This is a genomic window from Prevotella melaninogenica ATCC 25845, from assembly GCF_000144405.1.
Lineage (GTDB): Bacteria > Bacteroidota > Bacteroidia > Bacteroidales > Bacteroidaceae > Prevotella > Prevotella melaninogenica.
In genome coordinates, this window is the sequence record NC_014370.1 from 1708939 (window position 1) to 1727090 (window position 18152).

Genomic DNA, 18152 nt, shown 5'->3' on the forward strand with positions numbered 1-18152 from the left:
GGCGCCTCAAAAGTAGGGACAACGAATTGATCGGTTCATTTCTTTTACCCATCCATTTGATATAAAATCAAACAGACGCTTCTTGTACTACTTCTCTGTTTATGTAAATCTTTTCAAAGAACTCTTTCTTTATATGCTTTAAGCAACTTGCCAGGTGGCTTGTTTTGTAAAGCGGATGCAAAGGTATACAGAATTTCCGTTCCCACCAAATGTTTTGAAGATTATTTTTTCAAGAAATGAACTTTTTTATTTAAAATTGACCCAAATCAACTAATTTGCTTAAAAATGATTATTTTTGCACCCTAAAATAAGATTTAAAAAGAATGAGACATAAAAAGGAGATTGTTAAGATTGGAGAGCATACTTGCATCCTACATAGCGAAGAAAACGCAAAGTTTTTCATTATTCAGCCCGTTGACAGTAATGACACAGAGGAGTTGGAGCGACAAATCACCTATATAGAAGACAACTCGCAGACACCATTCATCCATATTGCTGTTCGTATAAATAAATGGAATGCCGAGCTAACCCCTTGGCCTGCTCCCCCTGTATTTGGAAAGGTTCCCTTTGGTGATGGCGCTCATTCCACCTTATTATATATAATAGAACAACTTATCCCGACCTTAAAGACACAATTTGCTTTAGAGCTCAACAAAAGCAATACCATCTTAGGAGGATATTCATTAGCAGGCCTTTTTAGTCTTTGGGTAAGTTATCAACAGAATGTTCCTTTCCATGGAATTGTCTCAGCATCCCCTTCAGCATGGTATACAGGTTGGTTAGACTATGCCAACTCCCACCAGCCACAAGTAGAACACGCATATCTCAGCCTTGGCGACAAAGAAGAGAAAACAAAAACAAAAATGATGTCAACTATCAGTAAAGACATCCTTCGCCAAGAACAAATATTCAAAGATAAAGGTGTCAATTGTAAGATGGAATGGAATGAAGGCAACCATTTCCAAGACAACGGAGTCAGAATTGCAAAAGGATTTGTCTGGTTGATGCACCAATAAAAACACTGACTATTCCCTTCAAAAGAGAGAATAGTCAGTGAAAAGGGCTAATGAAAAGTCATTTCTCAACTTCAAAGACAAATATAATTCAATCCAACTTACAGAATTAAGAAAGTTTATTTAATCCCCGCAAGGCGTCTTGCCTCAGGCGAAAGGAACTTTCCTATCTTCTTATAAGGAACAGTAAAGGTAGGCATTCCGATAGCATAAGCACCAATCTCATAGAATCCATAGATAAACACCACACCCTCTGGAGAAAGATAAACACCATTTCCTGGTAATGGGATAATACCATTCTCAAGAGAAAGCCCATCCATATCTTCCTTTACACGGCTTTCAACATCATTCTCTTTTTCATACCACCCTCTGAAATAGCTTTCAACACCAGTTCTAAGGATAGGTTGAAGTGCTTTTATATCCTTCGGACTCAATACATTCCGCAGCATAACACCCGTCTTCTTGTCGAAAGTAGCCCCATATTCTGAAGCCATTCCATGCGCACCACCTGAATATGTGTAAAAAGAAGAATAGTACGTAACATAACGTTCCGTTTCATTTAGCTTCATTATAAACTTAGAAATTTCTGGTTTCCAAGCCACATCTGGGTCATCAATTTCATCTAAAGTTTTGCTTATACTCTTATAAGCATTCTTAGCATAGTAGTTTATCATTCCCTTACCATCTGCAATATTGCTATAAGGTTTAGACTCTACGCCCTCATCACTATAGTCATCCCCAATCCATACCAACTCAGACGAGAGGTAAGCACGGAGAGAATCGACCAGTGGTTGAGGACCAGACACAGGGAAGGAATAAGCAAGATCAACGTCACCCTTCTTTGTACTATAAGACTTACCAATAGAATCAACCACCAATGGTACGTCTTTCTTTTTTACAACAGAGTCAGCTATCAAAGAAGGAGAGGTCACAGAGTCCTTCACTTTCTCCGCAGCTGATACCTTCTCACCTTTGCATCCAGCCATAGTAGTTATAAACAAAAGAGATGCTAAAAGGAATGAAAAATTTTTATTATTCATATCAACTAATGCTTGTTAAGAGACAACAAAAATAGTCATTTCCCCTTTTATTTCCAAAACATTCCCTACTTTTGTTGTATAAGGAAAGTAACAAAGCACATTCTATAGGCTTATCCCATAGAAAATTAGTCCATAGAACATGCTCTTAAAAAGCTATAGAAAAGATGAAGATTAGTATTGTAGGGACAGGGATGATAGCTACAGAAGTTATCTCACTACTCAAGACAGAAGTCAAAGGGATAGAAATCACCAGTATATTCTCACATAGCAATGAGGAAAAAGCAGAACTTATTGCGAAGATGAATCATATTGGACGTATATATACCGACTATGCGCAATTACTAAAAGAAGACAAAGCTGACTTCGTTTATATCGCTTTAGTCAACAATGCCCATTACGAATTTACACGTATGGCATTAAAGGCTGGTAGGAATGTAATTGTAGAAAAGCCTTTCACTCTCACGGTTGCCGAAGCAGAAGAGCTTGCAGCAATGGCACGAGAAAGAAAGCTCTACCTTTTTGAAGCTATCTCTCCACTCCATACACCTAACTTCCGCATGGTCAAAGATAGCCTAAAAAAGATAGGTCCCATTCACTTTGTACAATGTAATTTCTCACAATATTCAAGTAAGTACGAACGCTATTTACAGGGTGATATTGCCCCTGCATTCAACCCAGAATTAGGAGGTGGTGCGCTGAACGACCTCAATGTCTACAATATAAATATTGTCATCGGTCTTTTCGGACAACCTACCGCAACACAATATTTTGCTAACCGAGGTCACAATGGCATTGATACCTCAGGTGTAATGGTTCTCTCCTATCCTACGATGACCGCGACCTGTACCGCAGCAAAGGATTCAAGTAGTCCATCATTCATTCTCATACAAGGAGAAAAAGGTTGGATACATATCCCAACACCCGCCAACGAGTTTGGTAGTGTAGAAATCATGAAACAAGGAAAGCTAACCAGCTATCGCCGTAACGCCTATGAAAGTCGCCTTGCCCATGAGTTTATAGACTTCAAAGATGTATGGGAAAAGAAGGATTACAAGCAGATGGAAGAATGGCTTGAAAGGTCAGTGGAAGTAGTGAGGGTAATGGGGTAAAAAAAGCCTCACCCCCAAGGAGCCTCACCCCCTACCCCTCTCCGAAAGGAAAAAGAAAGGAGCCTCACCCCCAACCCCTCTCCGAAAGGAGAGGGGAGTGATTACCGAAGAGGGATATCGTAAACTATTTTACGAGAGGATATTTTTAGGGAGGATGTTTCATAAAATTATAAAATAAAAAAGAGCACTCAGTTATTGGGTGTCCTTTATTATATCCTTATGTTTGGATTACTTCAATGCCTGGTTAAGATCTGCGATAATATCATCTACATTCTCAATACCAACAGAAAGACGGATTAAGTCTGGTGCTACTCCAGCCTCACGGAGTTGTTCGTCTGTCAACTGGCGGTGAGTATGACTTGCCGGATGCAAAACACAAGTACGTGCATCAGCTACGTGAGTGACGATAGAAACAAAGTCTAAGCTATCAATAAACTTGATGGCGTCTTCTCGTGAACCCTTCAAACCAAAGGCTATGACACCACATGAACCATTTGGAAGATACTTCTGTCCTAAAGCATAATACTTATCGGAAGGAAGACCACAATAGTTCACCCATGCCACCTTCTCATTCTTTTCCAACCACTCAGCTACCTTCTGTGCATTATCACAATGCTGCCTCATACGAAGGTGCAAGGTCTCAAGACCAATATTAAGTAGATATGAATTCTGCGGTGCAGGAATACTTCCAAGGTCTCTCATCAACTGAGTAACGAGCTTCGTTATATATGCCAATTTACCAAACGACTTCGTATAAATGAGTCCATGATAACTCTCATCAGGAGTTGTCAATCCTTGGAACTTTTCACTATATGCTTCCCAATCAAAGTTACCAGAATCGACAACAACACCACCAACCTGTGAGGCATGTCCATCCATATACTTTGTCGTAGAATGAGTGACGATATCACAACCCCACTCAAAAGGACGACAGTTGATTGGTGTAGCAAATGTATTGTCAACTATCAGTGGTACACCATGCTTATGAGCTATTCCTGCAAAGCGTTCGATGTCAAACACCTTACCTCCTGGGTTAGAAATCGTCTCACCAAAGAAACATTTTGTATTTGGTTGAAAGGCTGCCTCAATCTTTTCATCATCCCACTCAGGATCAATGAAGGTACACTCAATGCCCAACTTCTTCAATGTTACACCAAAGAGATTATACGTTCCGCCATAGATTGTGTTAGAAGTCACTAAATGGTCGCCTGCTCCACAAATATTAATGATAGCATAGAAGTTAGCAGCCTGACCCGAAGAAGTCAGTACAGCACCAACGCCACCTTCAAGGGCTGCAATCTTCTTGGCTACAGCATCATTGGTAGGATTTGCCAAACGAGTATAGAAATAACCGCTATCCTCCAAGTCAAACAAACGTGCCATTTGCTCACTGGTCTCATATCTAAAAGTTGTACTCTGATAAATGGGTAGCTGCTGAGGTTCACCTTTTTTAGGTTGCCAGCCGCCATGAATACATATAGTTTCAAGATTCCTTTTCATATCATTATTTGCTTTATTATTTTTATTCTTGAGTTCGATTGCAAAGATATAACAAAACTATTTACTATCAAAATTTACTGTATAATTCAGAAAAATATACTATCTTTACCCCATATTCCCAACAAACAGTAGAATAATATTCTGCAAAAACAAAATATATCGAAATGAATAACAATGAGACTTTAGATGAAACCGACCGTAAAATCCTACGTATTCTACAGTGCAATTCTGATCTTACGGTAAAAGAATTAGCTGCAAAACTCCACCTTTCAACCTCTCCCACGTTTGAGCGACAGAAGCGATTGGAGCGTGATGGCTATATAGAAAGATACATGGCAGTTGTGAATCCTCATAAGGTTGGCAATGGTATTATGGTATTATGTAATATCAGACTGAAACAACACTCTCAAGAACTCATACAAGAGTTTATGGACGTTGTGCAGAATCTTGAGGAAATAACAGAGTGTTATAACACCAGTGGTGACTACGATTTTCTTATTAAAGTCTATGCACATGACATGAAAAGCTATCAACAATTCATGCTCAACACGCTTGGTACGATTAATTGTATAGGAAGCCTGCATAGTATCTTCGTTATTGACGAAACAAAGAATACACATGGAGTACCCATTTCTATGCTTTGAGTTGTGAGGAGTTAATGGCTTATCGAAATCGGCAATGATGTCCTTAACTGGTCTTTCGGTCCCTAATAGTTATCGTGCGGACGCTCCGCACATGTTGTGTTGATGGTGAACACATGTTGTGCGAATGGCGAACACCAAATGTGTTGAAGATTAAATGAACTGCTCTATGTGGTTAATGAAAGTGCAACCGAATGTTAGAACCCGTCAAGTGGTGATACTATAAGCATTCAAGAGATGGAAGTCATGATATAGTAAAGGCAAGGACACACATTGATGCCCCTGCCTTTATCTTGTTTAATCATACTCAAAATTTTATGCGTCTTGCTGTCGAACACCCATACGAGCCTCAACAACATTGACTACATAGTCGCCTAATTTCTCGCACTCCTGAATGATGTCCATGTACATTGTTCCTACTGCATAGGTGTACTTATGGTCGTTCACATCGTTGATATTCTGCGAGCGTAACTGATTGCGGTAGTTGTTAATCTCGGTCTCAATATTGAACGAACGATTCACATCGTTGTCCTGACGGTGACCAACAAGAATACGATTCATCTGTGTCAGAGCATCGTCTGTCAACTCAAACATCTGGTGCATGTGGTCATACTGCTCCTGTGTGAAGTCTTCCTTACTATTGATAAGACGGCTGCAAGTACGAGCAATGTTATAACAAGCATCTCCGATACTCTCCAACTCTGAGATTTCACGAAGCATAGAGCGTACCTTCTCCTTGGTTTCATCACTCAGGTGAGCATTAGAAACTTGGTCGAGATACTTCGCAATCTCTATCTCCATATTATCAGAAATACCTTCATACTTCTCAATACGACTATAGAGTTTGGTGAATTTATCTGTATCTTTCTCGCCAAGTAGCTCACGAACCATACCGAACATACGCTGAATGCGCTCAGCAAACGACTTTATCTCCTTTGAAGCCTCAAGCACAGAAAGCTCTGGAGTCTTCATGATACCAGCCTGAATAAAGTGCAGACGGAACTCGTCTTCGTCCTTGTTTGCCTTTGGTTTGATAATAATGCAGACAAGCTTCTCTAAATACTTGATTGGTCCAACGAGGATAGCTGTGTTGGCAAGATTGAAGGTTGTGTGGAAAGCAGCAAGCACAAAGCTTAGTTTGGCAGCATTAGCCGCAAAACCAGGAGCACCCTTTGGCATCGTTACATCGTAACCCACCCAATCGCATACCATATTGATAAAAGGATGGAAAACACATAATACCCAGAGAACACCAAAGACATTGAACACCATGTGGGCCATAGCAGCTCGGCGAGCCTGTGTGTTTGCTGTCAAAGCAGCAAGATTTGAGGTTACAGTTGTACCGATATTTTCACCCATTACAAGTGCAATACCCTGGTAAATAGGCAATACTCCCGTTGAACAAAGAATCATCGTGATAGCCATGATAGCTGCAGAACTCTGCACACACATGGTCAGCACACTACCGATAAGTAGGAAAACGATAGTTGTGATGAAGCTTTGTGGGTCGAAGTTACTAAAGAAATCGAGTACAGCCTGATTGTGCGCAAGGTCCATATCGATACCTGTCTGACGTAGGGTTCCCAATCCCAAGAACATAAATGAGATACCAAAGAGGAAGTCACCAATGAGTTTACGTCTCTTAGAGTAGATCAGTACGATACCAATAAAGAAGGCTGGCCATACAAAATCAGTAATGTTAAACGAGAAACCAGCCGACATAATCCATGCCGTCAGCGTCGTTCCAATGTTCGCTCCCATGATAACAGAGATGGCTTGCACCAATGTCAGCAATCCAGCATTCACAAAACTGACTGTCATTACAGTAGTTGCAGTTGACGACTGTACGGCAGCTGTGATGAATGTACCCGTAAGAATACCTGTAAAACGATTAGTTGTCATTGCACCAAGGATGTGGCGCAACTGCGGACCTGCCATTTTCTGCAGTGCCTCACTCATTGCCTTCATTCCGAACATCAGCAAAGCTAATGCACCAATGAGCTTAAAGAAAATCCAAATCGACATATAATAACTTAATTTGTGATGTCTGTTTCTTGGATATTTGCAAAACTTTCCCTAACTTTACAATCCTATTTACCAAAGGACAATATTGTTCCCTGACATAATTTTAACCATCAATGATTATGAGACAAGTACTGCATATCCGTTGCAAAAATAATAAAAAAACTCAAGAAGTCCCAATTGGAAGTACACTTTCTGACATTTATAAAGAAATTAATCTTCAAATGCCTTATGGACCAGTGAGTGCAAAAGTAAACAATAAGGTGGAAGGACTCCATTATCGTGTCTATCATAATAAGGATGTAGAGTTCCTCAACCTGCTTACACCATCAGGTATTCGCACTTACACCCGCTCGCTCTTCTTAGTGCTTTGCAAGGCTGTTCACGACCTCTATCCAACCAGTTCTGTGGTCATAGATATCCCTGTTTCAAATGGTTACTACTGTAACTTGCAGCTCGGACATGAGATTACAACAGAGGATGTTGACCGTATCCGTACACGAATGCAGGAGATTATCGACGCTAAGATGCCTATCCAGCGTTACGAAACAACAACCGAGGAGGCTGTAAAGATGTTCACTGAATTAGGTGACATTCAAAAGGCTAAACTCCTTAAAAGCAGCGGTAGCCTTTATTGTGTCTATTATGTGCTTGACGATTATAAGGATTATTACTATGGCTCGATGCTTACCAACACGAGTCAACTTCATCTCTTTGGGTTGGAGCCTTACTTTGATGGAGTCCTCTTGCGCATTCCTTCCACACAAGACCCTTCTAAATTAGGTGAATTGATACGTCAAGACAAGATGTTCGAGGTGTTCAAAGAGCATCATAGATGGCAGAGTATCTTAGGCATTAAGACGGTGGGCGACTTCAATGAAGCGGTAAAGAATGGACTGGCAACCGACCTTATTAATGTCAGTGAGGCTCTGCAAGAAAAGAAGATATCACAGATTGCCGATACGATTGCTGCACGAAAAGAGATTAAAGTAGTACTCATAGCTGGTCCATCTTCGAGTGGTAAGACAACTTTCTGCAAACGTCTTTCTGTCCAACTATTAGCAAGTGGTGTAAAACCAGTACAGATTTCCTTAGATGACTACTTCGTTAACAGGACTGAAACACCAAAAGATGAGAACGGAGAACTTGATTACGAGAGTATCTACGCACTGAACATTCCACTTATCAATGAGCAGTTTAATGCACTTTTCCGTGGTGAAGAGGTAGAATTACCGAAGTATAATTTCCAAACAGGAAGGAGCGAGAAGAGCGGTAAAAAACTGCATCTTGGAGAGAATAACATACTACTTGTGGAAGGTATTCATGCGCTCAACCCTGCACTGACAGAGCAGATTGCAGACGACAAGAAGTTTAAAATCTACGCATCTGCCCTCACTACAATCCTGTTAGACGACCATAACTATATCCCAACAACCGACAATCGACTGCTTCGTCGTATTGTTCGCGATTACAAGTATCGTGGTTGTTCTGCACAAGAAACAATCCACCGCTGGCCAAGTGTACGTGCTGGTGAGAACAAGTGGATTTTCCCTTATCAAGAGCAGGCTGATGTAATGTTCAACACTGCCCTTCTCTTTGAGCTTGCCGTCATCAAACCACAGGCGGAAGAGGTATTAGAACATGTGCCAGAGAACTGCGAGGAATATGCTGAAGCCTATCGTCTGCGCAAGTTCCTCAAGTATTTTGCACCACTACCTTTCCGCAATCTCCCTCCAACCTCCCTACTGAGAGAGTTCTTAGGAGGCAGTTCGTTTAAGTATTAGATACGCTTCTAACATATAAAAGGTGCGCCTTTGACTCTCAAAAGCGCACCTTTTATTTTATTAGCTATCATCAGTTTCTCATTGTTCATTGACCTTAGCACACAAAGAGACAAAGCTATTACTTTATTTTACGTTCCAACACTTTCAGCAAATCAAGAGGGTGTCTCTTCATATCTTTCAGTGAGAATCCATCACTCTGCAAGTACTCATCCATCTTTGGGAAACAATCTAATGTTAGTTACTTTTACGTAATACAACTCTTTTCTGACATTAAATTAATTCCACATTAATAGCCTATTGCGAGGTGTTTAGCCATCCGCACCATTCGTGCGAACCAACAACACCATTCGTGCTAACCATCAACACGACACGTGCGGTATAACAACAGTACCTCTAAAAATGAGAAAAAGGAGACATTATGTTCATTATAACGAATATAATAAACTGCAAAACAAGGTAACTTTACTCAGTTTTAAAATGCAAAAAGCAAAGGAATAAAAAGGTAAAAACCAAACTCTAAAACTTAGAAACTAATCTTTACTGATTTACTTTCATACAAAAAAGAAATTATTTTCACGAGAAGAAGAATATATTTTCATGAAAAGAAATATTTTTCTTCATGAAAATAATTCGGAAAACAGATTTATTATACTTCTAACACATACTGTCACATTTGTAAAAATGGCATTTACAACACTTTAAAAGGCTCCGTCTCCTATCTTACTCAGACCTACTCTGTCACTATTCTTCAATAGTTACCGGCTCAATATCGTCCGATGGTTCTATATCTGGGTCTGTTGTACCATATTGCATAATATAATAATGCCCGTTTCGTTTTCCAACATTCACATAATATCCTTCGTAAGTAGCCACACCTTCTGGTATGACAAAGTATCCTTCCCCTTCCTTATCGGGAACAATGGAAAAGGAAGGAATATCTGAAAGATAATCAATACCGGGACTATCCAACCAGTCTATTTGATAATTACCAGAATACTTGTTCTTATAGACTCCTGCTCCTGCTTTCACAAACTTCTCGCAGAGATATTTTCTATAAGCAGGTGCATTGAGGTCAATCGTCAGATTCAGGGAAAGATAAGAACGGATAAAAGCCTTAAGAAAAGCAATTTCATCTTTTGGATGTTCATCCATCTTCACAAGTTTCTTATAAATATCTGCATCCGAAAACTCCGAAGCTTGACCATATTGATAGGCATATCCAATCCTTCTCTGTCCATCTTTGTCAGTTACCATTCGCAAAGCAAGATTGCAATTGCTCTTTAGTTTGTGGTCATATAACTGTATGCTATACCAGTTTCCACCCTCAGAGCGTATTTTTAAATTATCCAACGACCATCTTGGGTCCCTATTGTCTTCAAGTGGGAACAAAGGTAAATAGTTAGTTCCACCGCAATAACACAGCTTATCTATCAATGTCTGCGTGAGAAACCTACGCTCTTCATGGACAGAAATATCCTGACCATTTGCTCTTTTAAGATAGAGACGATAATAATCTCTGATGACATTTATGTCTTTTGTCGTGTTATTTACAACAGCTTTCGGCTGTACGAAAACAACTGAATCCGAGTCTTTTTCAATCGTTACTGGCTTAGCGGTCTGCTTAGAAGGAAGCAACGAAAAGAATAAGCCAAGCCCTACCAGCACGGTTATCAAGCAAGAAAGGAGAAGAGTCTTTGTTCGTTTCATATTGCTTAGGCGGTTATTATCACCCTAATAATTGAATAAAAAATAAGGATAGATATTCCTAATACACTGCACATTATCGCTGACACATACTAAGAATATATATCCTTATAGGAATGAATACGAGCGACACTCCGTTTAGGGCTCACTCATTATCCTTTTATTTACCGCTTACTCCACTGACAAACAGCGTTGATACTCATCAAAGAAGCAATCTGAAGTTTTCAGTTTATCGGTCAAGTTTCCACGTAACACCGTCCTTGGTGTCCTTAACTTGGAAGCCAGCCTCAGCAAGGGCATCACGAATCTGGTCGCTAACAGCCCAATTCTTCTCTGCTTTTGCCTTTGCACGAAGGTCGAGTACCATATCGACTACCTTTCCGTAAGCCTCCTCACGAGCATCGTTATTGGCTCCACGCTCATTCTGAAGACCAAGGATATCAAAGGCAAAAAGCTGCATTGCCTCAGTAAGTTCCTTAAGGTCGTCGGCTGAAATCTGCGCCTTATGGTCGATGAGAATGTTCACCAAGTGGCAAGCCTCAAAGAGAGTTGAGATGACAGCAGGGGTCATCAAGTCGTCATTCATTGCATCATAGCACTTCTGACGGAAGCCTGCAACAAACTTCTTTGTATTCTCATCTGACGCTGCAGCAGGCTGAATGCGTGCCAAATCCTCAATACCATTCATCAAACGTTCATATCCCTTCTCAGCAGCCTGTAGTGCCTCGTTAGAGAAGTCTACTGTTCCACGATAGTGAGCAGAGAGGATGAAGAAACGAATTGTCATTGGAGAGTAAGCCTGTGTGAGCGTATCATGCTCGCCAGTAAAGAACTGTTCAAGCGTAATAAAGTTGCCAAGCGACTTGCCCATCTTCTGTCCGTTGATGGTAATCATATTGTTGTGCATCCAATACTTCACCATTTCATCACCCTGTGAGGCCACAGCTTGTGCAATCTCGCACTCATGATGAGGGAAGATAAGGTCCATACCGCCACCGTGGATATCGAAGTGATCACCCAAATACTTGCGTCCCATCGCTGTACACTCGCAGTGCCAACCAGGGAAACCATCGCTCCAAGGAGATGGCCAACGCATGATATGCTCTGGCATAGCACGTTTCCAAAGGGCAAAGTCAATCTGATTATGCTTCTCATCAACACCTGCCAACTCACGAGAATTGTTTATCATGTCGGTGATGTTACGACCAGAAAGAACGCCATAGTGGTGGTCTTTATCGTATTTCTCTACATCAAAGTAGATACTTCCATTGCTTTCATAGGCATAGCCGTTGGCAAGAATCTGATTTACTAACTCTTCCTGCTCTATGATATGACCAGTCGCATGTGGTTCGATGCTTGGTGGAAGAACGTTAAGCGAACGCATAGCATCATGATAGCGATTGGTATAGTGCTGCGCAATCTCCATTGGCTCCAACTGCTCAAGACGTGCCTTCTTCTCAATCTTATCATCACCTTCGTCAGCATCATGCTCCAAATGGCCCACGTCCGTGATGTTACGAACATAACGAACCTTGTACCCTATGTGTTTAAGATAGCGGAAAAGAATATCAAAGGTGATAGCAGGACGTGCATGTCCGAGATGTGGATCGCCATAAACAGTTGGTCCACAGACATACATTCCTACGTTAGGAGCTGCAATCGGTTGGAAGAGTTCCTTCTTACGATGCAGTGTATTGTAAATTACTAAGTCTTGCATAATGCCGTTGTTTATATCTTAATGATGCAAAATTACAAAATAATTATCATCTGCACCACTGTTGTTCTAACTTTTTATAACCTACACGAATTACCAAACTTATTTGGTTTGATAGGCATAATCAAGCTAAAAAGAGTAATAAAAGGATGTTATTAAACACCTTATTCATCAAAACCTATTGGACGAAACTGATGCTGTTCCTCGCTATAGACATAGCCTGCTTCACGCAAGTTGGCTTTGAGCTTATCTATATCTTCATTGAAATTGTAACAAAGTGACTCTAAAGAATCAAACTCTTCATCACGTAGTAGCATGTTAACACTGCTTACTAATATTGCTGGGTCTTTTGGTAAATACTCCATTATTACTATTTATTGAAAACAAAAGGGCTACTTCATGGATTCTCCTAAGAACTGGAGAGGCAAGAGGTCCTTTACACTATTGATAACATATATGCCTGCCGTACCATAAAGAAGGATACGAATAGGCTTTTTATAACGATCTTCTATTTCTAAAATAACTTGTCGACAGGCTCCACAAGGCACTATCGGGTCTCGCATCAAACCATACTCATTGGCTGCGGCAATGGCAAGTGTGGTCACTGCTTGGTCTGGATAGACAGACTGAGCAGCAAAGATTGCTGAGCGCTCAGCACATAAGCCTGATGGAAAAGCAGCATTCTCCTGATTGGCTCCAATAACTTCTGTACCATTAGCAAGCAACAACGCAGCTCCAACACGGAAGCGGCTATAAGGAGAATAACTATTACCAGTTGCCTCAACGGCTCTTTGAATAAGGTGCTGATCAGCCTTCGAGAGTTCATCTTGTTGGCAAAAACCTATCTTGATGCTTATGTCTATTGTTTTCATTGTTGATATTTATTATTGATGGTGAGGGTTATTAGGCTAATTGGGCTTATTAGCCTAATAGGGCTAATAAGGCAAATAAGCCTAATGACTTTAATTAGCAATCAGCTCATAACAGCCGATATCTGGTTTACTGTCACGCTGCTTACCATCATGATCAGTTGCAAAACGAGTATCGCCAAGGGCAAGTCCTGCATTAATAGCAGGATACTTCTCACCTTTTTCAGCCTTCTTTAGATGGAAATCGTACTTCTGTTTGTCGCCATCTACGAGTAAAAACTGCTTTGAACCACCATCTGGATAATCCTTACTATTCTCCCAAATGACATCTGTGAAGTTTGATAATAAAGCCGTTTCCTTAGGTTTTGGCGTACGAAGAATACAATTATAGAAGTGATAATTGGCTGTCACCCCCTCCTTGTTATTAGCCATAAGCACATCATCAGCATAGCCTGTCACAAGCGAGTTGACCATATGGAAGGTCTGAAGAGGATAGTCTTTATCACCAATATGATTACCAAAGCTCAACGCCGCACCACGATTACTATCGAAAGGATAGAACTGTGCGAAGGTACAATGTGTCAAAATCACCTCTCCTCCCACAAAGGCAGCACAGTCCATCAGCGTATTTGAGAACTGAGTATTATAAGCTATAATCTTGCAGTTGATAGCTTGCAAGCCATAGCCCTGACAGTTATGAACGGTAGAATTAGCGAGTGTCAGCTTCGTACGAGTCGATGTTGCCGTATCACAGAGAATACCATTATAGGTTGAATGGATATCCGTATGCGTAAGAACATTATCATAACTGTCCTTATGAAAGCGTATTCCCTGCCACTGACCACTGACACGATCATAAGGAAGATACTTAAACATCTTATCCAATCGGTCACCACGCAATGTCACAGGATTGTCTGCTGTGCCTTCACAACGCAGTGTTCCATAAACATCAAGGGCAGCCTTCTGAGAGAAGTACACGGTTGTTCCGGCAGGAATTGTCAGTGTAGCACCAGCTTCAACCTTCAATGTATCTTGGAAAACAAGCGGTTTCGTACTGTTCAAAGTAGTATTAGATGTAATCTTGCGACCCTTTACCAACTCTGCATCCCAGCTGTAGACACGTAAGTTTACCTTCTGCTGTACACCACTTTCGAGCGTAAACAAAAGATTATCAACGACCTCTTGCGGTGTTGCAGCATTATTAAAAGGTGATGTCATCTCAACAAACACTTGGATACTATCCTTGTTACGTACTTCCAAATCACGAACCTGATAGCCATTAGCAGCCGATAGTTCCACACCATCTACATTCACACGGAAACCCGTTTGATTACCTTGTGCCAGACGTACATTGGTTAATCGCAGTCCATCACCCGACTTATTATACACCCAGAAAATCTTAGTAGATGTCGGAACGTTGGAGAAAGTGGTGTCAAGTCGTAGTGTGTCAGTTGAGAAAGAGAGCAGATTGCTCCGTGATGTTGTGAAAGTATCATCATCAGAGCAGGCTGCCATAATCATGACAACTGACAGAAAAAACAATATAGATAACTTTTTCATCTTTTACTCTTTAGTTCTTATCTAACGACTCAACAGGCTGTTTTATTGTCCGTTTAGAGCTTATTCCAAGTCGACATGCTCCACATTAACCTGCTCATGCAGGAAGATACGTGCCGTTTCTTTGAACTTTTCGGGGTTTTCTGTGGTGTAATACTTCACTGTAGCATTCTTCGTACAACGTGCATCCATATCTGGATGGCGACGGAAATAGTCTTGCAGACTCTCCGCTACATACTCTCCTTGTGGTACGATACGCACTCCACGTGGTACATGCTTCAGTATCTTCGGCATGAGAATAGGATAATGCGTACAACCAAGGATGAGTGTATCAATCTCTGGATCAAGTCGCATGATATGGTCGATACGCTTCTTTACGAAGTAATCAGCACCGGGACTGTCTGCTTCATTGTTCTCAATGATTGGCACCCACAGCGGACAAGGAACACCCGTTACCTTTACATCCTCCCACAGCTTTTGTATTTCAAGGTTATAACTATCACTCTTAATAGTTCCTTCAGTTGCCAACACACCTACATGTCGTGAGCGGGTAAGCTTGCCAATTACTTCTGCCGTAGGGCGAATTACACCCAACACGCGCCTATCTGGGTCAAGATTGGGCAAGTCATTCTGCTGAATCGTACGGAGCGCTTTAGCAGATGCGGTGTTACAACCTAAGATAACCAACTGGCAACCGAGGTCGAAGAGTTTCATCACAGCCTGACGTGTGAACTGATAGACAACATCAAAGGAGCGTGAACCATATGGAGCACGCGCATTATCGCCCAAATAAAGATAGTCATACTCTGGGAGTAGCTGACGAATACCATGCAGAATGGTTAGTCCACCATACCCAGAATCAAAAATACCGATAGGTCCCGGCTGTTTAGAATACTTTGTCATTAGTCTTTTTAAATACAATTAATCGTCGTCCGATATCACCACATACAGAGTGGTGCGGACGCTCCGCACATCATGTGCGGATGCCCAGCACGTTTTGTGCTAAGCATCAACACCACCCATGCAAAGACTTTTCTGTGGGTAAAGTCTTTTATTTCAAAGCAGCTATCAAAGCCTCTGTAACATCTTCTCCCATCGCTGTATTAACGAATGGGACACTATTGTTATCTGCATTCAGAATGAAAGCGTAACCGCTTTCCTTACCCATCTGACGTACAGCGTTGTTTAACTTTGCGTGAACAGGTGCATAGATATCTTCTTCAGCCTTCTTCAACAGACGCTCAGATTCCTTACGAAAGGCGATGTTGCGGTCCATCAGTTCCTCTAACTCAGCCTGACGCTTGCGAAGAATAGATGGTTCCAACTTGCGCTGTACGTCGAGGAAGTCTTCATAACGGCTATTGAAATCCTCTACTGAACGCTTTGTCTCGGCATCATACTTTGCCTTAAGGTCGTTATAACTGCGTGTAGCTGTGGCATAGTCAGCCATTGCATGAAGCACCTTATCATAGCTAAAGTATGCAAACTTAAATGCTGGAACACTCTGTTGTGCCATTGCCAAGAGCGGCAAAAGCATGAAAACAAAGGAAAAGAATAGTTTTTTCATTATCTCTTTTATTATCTCTTCAATATATAAACAAAAATGAGGTCATCGCAAGAACATATATCCGTGCGGTGACCTCACCCTTTTTTCTCCTCTAAAATAGTGTTAGTCCATTGATTGGAGAGGCTCATCTCCTATCCCATTGACCGTCTTTTCGGAATTCGTTTCATGAAGATAAATATTTCTTTTCACGTAAATAATTTCTTTTTATCATGAAAATAAATCCGAGTCATCATCATAATGCACCCTTAAAGACGAGCTAAAGTAGGAATTATTACCTATCTCAAAGACTTAAAAGACCGCTAAATCAAGGAGAATCAACTACGGGGCAAAGGCACCCGCAATGTATTACTTCATCTTAGCCAACTGAGCCTTTACCTCTGCAGTGATATCCTTGCTGAGTGCCTCGTTGATATACAATGGCTGACCAGCTGCCTTCTCCATGATGTAAACATAGTTACCTGCCTTAGCAACAGCAGCGATAGCGTTACGAACCTTCTCAAGGACAGGGCCGAGCTGCTTCTGCTGCTCCTCATTGAAAGCCTTCTGATTGTCCTGAGCAGTCTGCTGGATCTTGTTGTACATATCCTGCAAGCTCTTCTCAGTCTCAGCCTGCTTTGTAGCGTTCATTGTGCTCTTAGACTTGTCATAAGCCTCTGCCTGACGCTGCAACTCTGACTGCATGTCTTCAATCTGCTTCTGATACTCCTTACCCTTAGCCTCAAGTTTACTCTGAACAGCTGTAGCCTCTGGCAGTGACTGGAGGAGAGCCTGTGAGTCAAGGTGACCAAACTTCTGTGCGAACAATGTCATTGGTGCGCAAAGCATCAACATCAAAAATAACTTCTTCATTTCTTTTTATTGTTTAATTGTTTATTAATTTACTTTTTATCTGCGGTGATAACATTTCTAACTTATCCAGTGTGACTATAATTTCTATAGTAGATAGGCTTCCTAAGATGGTTAGTTTACTTAGCACAAAGACTACTTACTGATAAGAATATCCCAACTTCTGCAGTACCTCATTACTGATATCCACCTTTGGCGAACCATAGATAATACCAGCGGCATTGCTTGAACGGTCGATAACTAAACTATAACCACGCTGGTCTGAGATATCCTTTACTGCATTATAAATCTCGTCCTGTATAGGAGTAATCAGACTGGTACGCTTCTTGAAGAGCTCGCCTTCTGGACCGAAGTACTTACGCTTGAGGTCGGATGCCTGCTTTTCCTTAGCCATAATCGCCTCTTGTCTCTTCTTCTTCTGGTCCTGAGAAAGGAAGACTACCTCATTCTGATAATTCTTATACATGGTAGAAGCCTCTGTGTTGAGTGCCTCAACCTCAGCTTGCCACTTCTTACTTACCTGATTCAACTGCTCGTTTGCACGCTCATAAGCTGGCACATTCTTGAGTATATACTCCATGTCAATCAGTGCAAACTTCTGTGCTGAAGCTGTTAAAGGTAAAAGAGTAAAAAGGTAAAGAGGTAAAACGTATCGCAATACACTCTTAAAAATATTCTTCTTCATCTCTTTTAATTCAAAATTCATAATTCATAATTCATAACTATGATTACCGATACTCACTTAATTTATTGCTGCAAGCAACTCGTTCACTCGTCAACTTGTCT

General features: G+C 41.1%; 16 protein-coding genes. 4 read left to right on the plus strand and 12 right to left on the minus strand.

What is annotated here, in order from left to right; genetic code table 11:
* Window positions 1-323 precede the first annotated feature (323 nt).
* Window positions 324-1016, plus strand: a complete 693-nt coding sequence (locus HMPREF0659_RS06795) for an alpha/beta hydrolase (RefSeq protein ID WP_013264836.1) — start codon at window positions 324-326, stop codon at window positions 1014-1016.
* A gap of 116 nt (window positions 1017-1132) precedes the next feature.
* Here the strand turns inward: HMPREF0659_RS06795 and HMPREF0659_RS06800 are convergent, their stop codons facing one another.
* Window positions 1133-1999 (minus strand): DUF3298 and DUF4163 domain-containing protein, encoded by an 867-nt coding sequence (locus HMPREF0659_RS06800; RefSeq protein ID WP_013264045.1) that lies wholly within the window; start codon window positions 1997-1999, stop codon window positions 1133-1135.
* Window positions 2000-2217: 218 nt separating this feature from the next.
* On the opposite strand from HMPREF0659_RS06800, the gene HMPREF0659_RS06805 reads away from it, so the two are divergent.
* The gene (locus HMPREF0659_RS06805) at window positions 2218-3162 is read left to right on the plus strand and encodes a Gfo/Idh/MocA family protein (RefSeq protein WP_013264631.1); all 945 of its coding nucleotides are present in this window, start codon (window positions 2218-2220) and stop codon (window positions 3160-3162) included.
* A gap of 228 nt (window positions 3163-3390) precedes the next feature.
* Here HMPREF0659_RS06805 and HMPREF0659_RS06810 read toward each other — a convergent pair whose 3' ends face one another.
* Window positions 3391-4662, minus strand: a complete 1272-nt coding sequence (locus tag HMPREF0659_RS06810) for an O-acetylhomoserine aminocarboxypropyltransferase/cysteine synthase family protein (protein WP_013264011.1) — start codon at window positions 4660-4662, stop codon at window positions 3391-3393.
* A gap of 164 nt (window positions 4663-4826) precedes the next feature.
* Here HMPREF0659_RS06810 and HMPREF0659_RS06815 point away from each other — a divergent pair, with 164 nt between their 5' ends.
* Entirely contained in the window at window positions 4827-5306 is a 480-nt protein-coding gene (locus HMPREF0659_RS06815; protein ID WP_013264537.1) for an Lrp/AsnC family transcriptional regulator, read from the plus strand.
* Between the two features lie 312 nt (window positions 5307-5618).
* Here HMPREF0659_RS06815 and HMPREF0659_RS06820 read toward each other — a convergent pair whose 3' ends face one another.
* Complete coding sequence (locus HMPREF0659_RS06820; RefSeq protein WP_013264239.1) at window positions 5619-7328, minus strand: Na/Pi cotransporter family protein; 1710 nt, start codon at window positions 7326-7328, stop codon at window positions 5619-5621.
* 113 nt (window positions 7329-7441) lie between these two features.
* On the opposite strand from HMPREF0659_RS06820, the gene HMPREF0659_RS06825 reads away from it, so the two are divergent.
* Window positions 7442-9109 (plus strand): nucleoside kinase, encoded by a 1668-nt coding sequence (locus HMPREF0659_RS06825; protein WP_013264705.1) that lies wholly within the window; start codon window positions 7442-7444, stop codon window positions 9107-9109.
* Window positions 9110-9850: 741 nt separating this feature from the next.
* On the opposite strand, the gene HMPREF0659_RS06830 is transcribed toward HMPREF0659_RS06825, so the two are convergent.
* From HMPREF0659_RS06830 to HMPREF0659_RS06870, 9 genes are all read right to left on the minus strand, one after another.
* Window positions 9851-10816: a hypothetical protein gene (locus HMPREF0659_RS06830; protein ID WP_013264384.1), complete on the minus strand. Its 966-nt coding sequence runs from the start codon at window positions 10814-10816 to the stop codon at window positions 9851-9853.
* A gap of 226 nt (window positions 10817-11042) precedes the next feature.
* The gene (gene cysS, locus HMPREF0659_RS06835) at window positions 11043-12530 is read right to left on the minus strand and encodes a cysteine--tRNA ligase (protein WP_013264882.1); all 1488 of its coding nucleotides are present in this window, start codon (window positions 12528-12530) and stop codon (window positions 11043-11045) included.
* Between the two features lie 161 nt (window positions 12531-12691).
* A complete protein-coding gene (locus HMPREF0659_RS06840; RefSeq protein ID WP_036923805.1) occupies window positions 12692-12892 on the minus strand; it encodes a DUF4250 domain-containing protein in 201 nt (66 codons plus the stop codon).
* A gap of 27 nt (window positions 12893-12919) precedes the next feature.
* Window positions 12920-13399, minus strand: coding sequence for a cytidine deaminase (locus HMPREF0659_RS06845; protein ID WP_013264090.1), 480 nt, complete (start codon window positions 13397-13399; stop codon window positions 12920-12922).
* A 90-nt stretch (window positions 13400-13489) separates the two neighbouring features.
* On the minus strand, window positions 13490-14956 hold the full coding sequence (locus HMPREF0659_RS06850; RefSeq protein WP_013264246.1) for a hypothetical protein: 1467 nt from the start codon (window positions 14954-14956) through the stop codon (window positions 13490-13492).
* A gap of 60 nt (window positions 14957-15016) precedes the next feature.
* Window positions 15017-15856, minus strand: a complete 840-nt coding sequence (gene murI / locus HMPREF0659_RS06855) for a glutamate racemase (RefSeq protein WP_013263977.1) — start codon at window positions 15854-15856, stop codon at window positions 15017-15019.
* A 148-nt stretch (window positions 15857-16004) separates the two neighbouring features.
* Window positions 16005-16520: an OmpH/Skp family outer membrane protein gene (locus HMPREF0659_RS06860; protein WP_004359087.1), complete on the minus strand. Its 516-nt coding sequence runs from the start codon at window positions 16518-16520 to the stop codon at window positions 16005-16007.
* A 345-nt stretch (window positions 16521-16865) separates the two neighbouring features.
* Window positions 16866-17369 (minus strand): OmpH/Skp family outer membrane protein, encoded by a 504-nt coding sequence (locus HMPREF0659_RS06865; protein WP_004359086.1) that lies wholly within the window; start codon window positions 17367-17369, stop codon window positions 16866-16868.
* 136 nt (window positions 17370-17505) lie between these two features.
* The gene (locus HMPREF0659_RS06870; protein ID WP_044045934.1) at window positions 17506-18051 is read right to left on the minus strand and encodes an OmpH/Skp family outer membrane protein; all 546 of its coding nucleotides are present in this window, start codon (window positions 18049-18051) and stop codon (window positions 17506-17508) included.
* Window positions 18052-18152 lie beyond the last annotated feature (101 nt).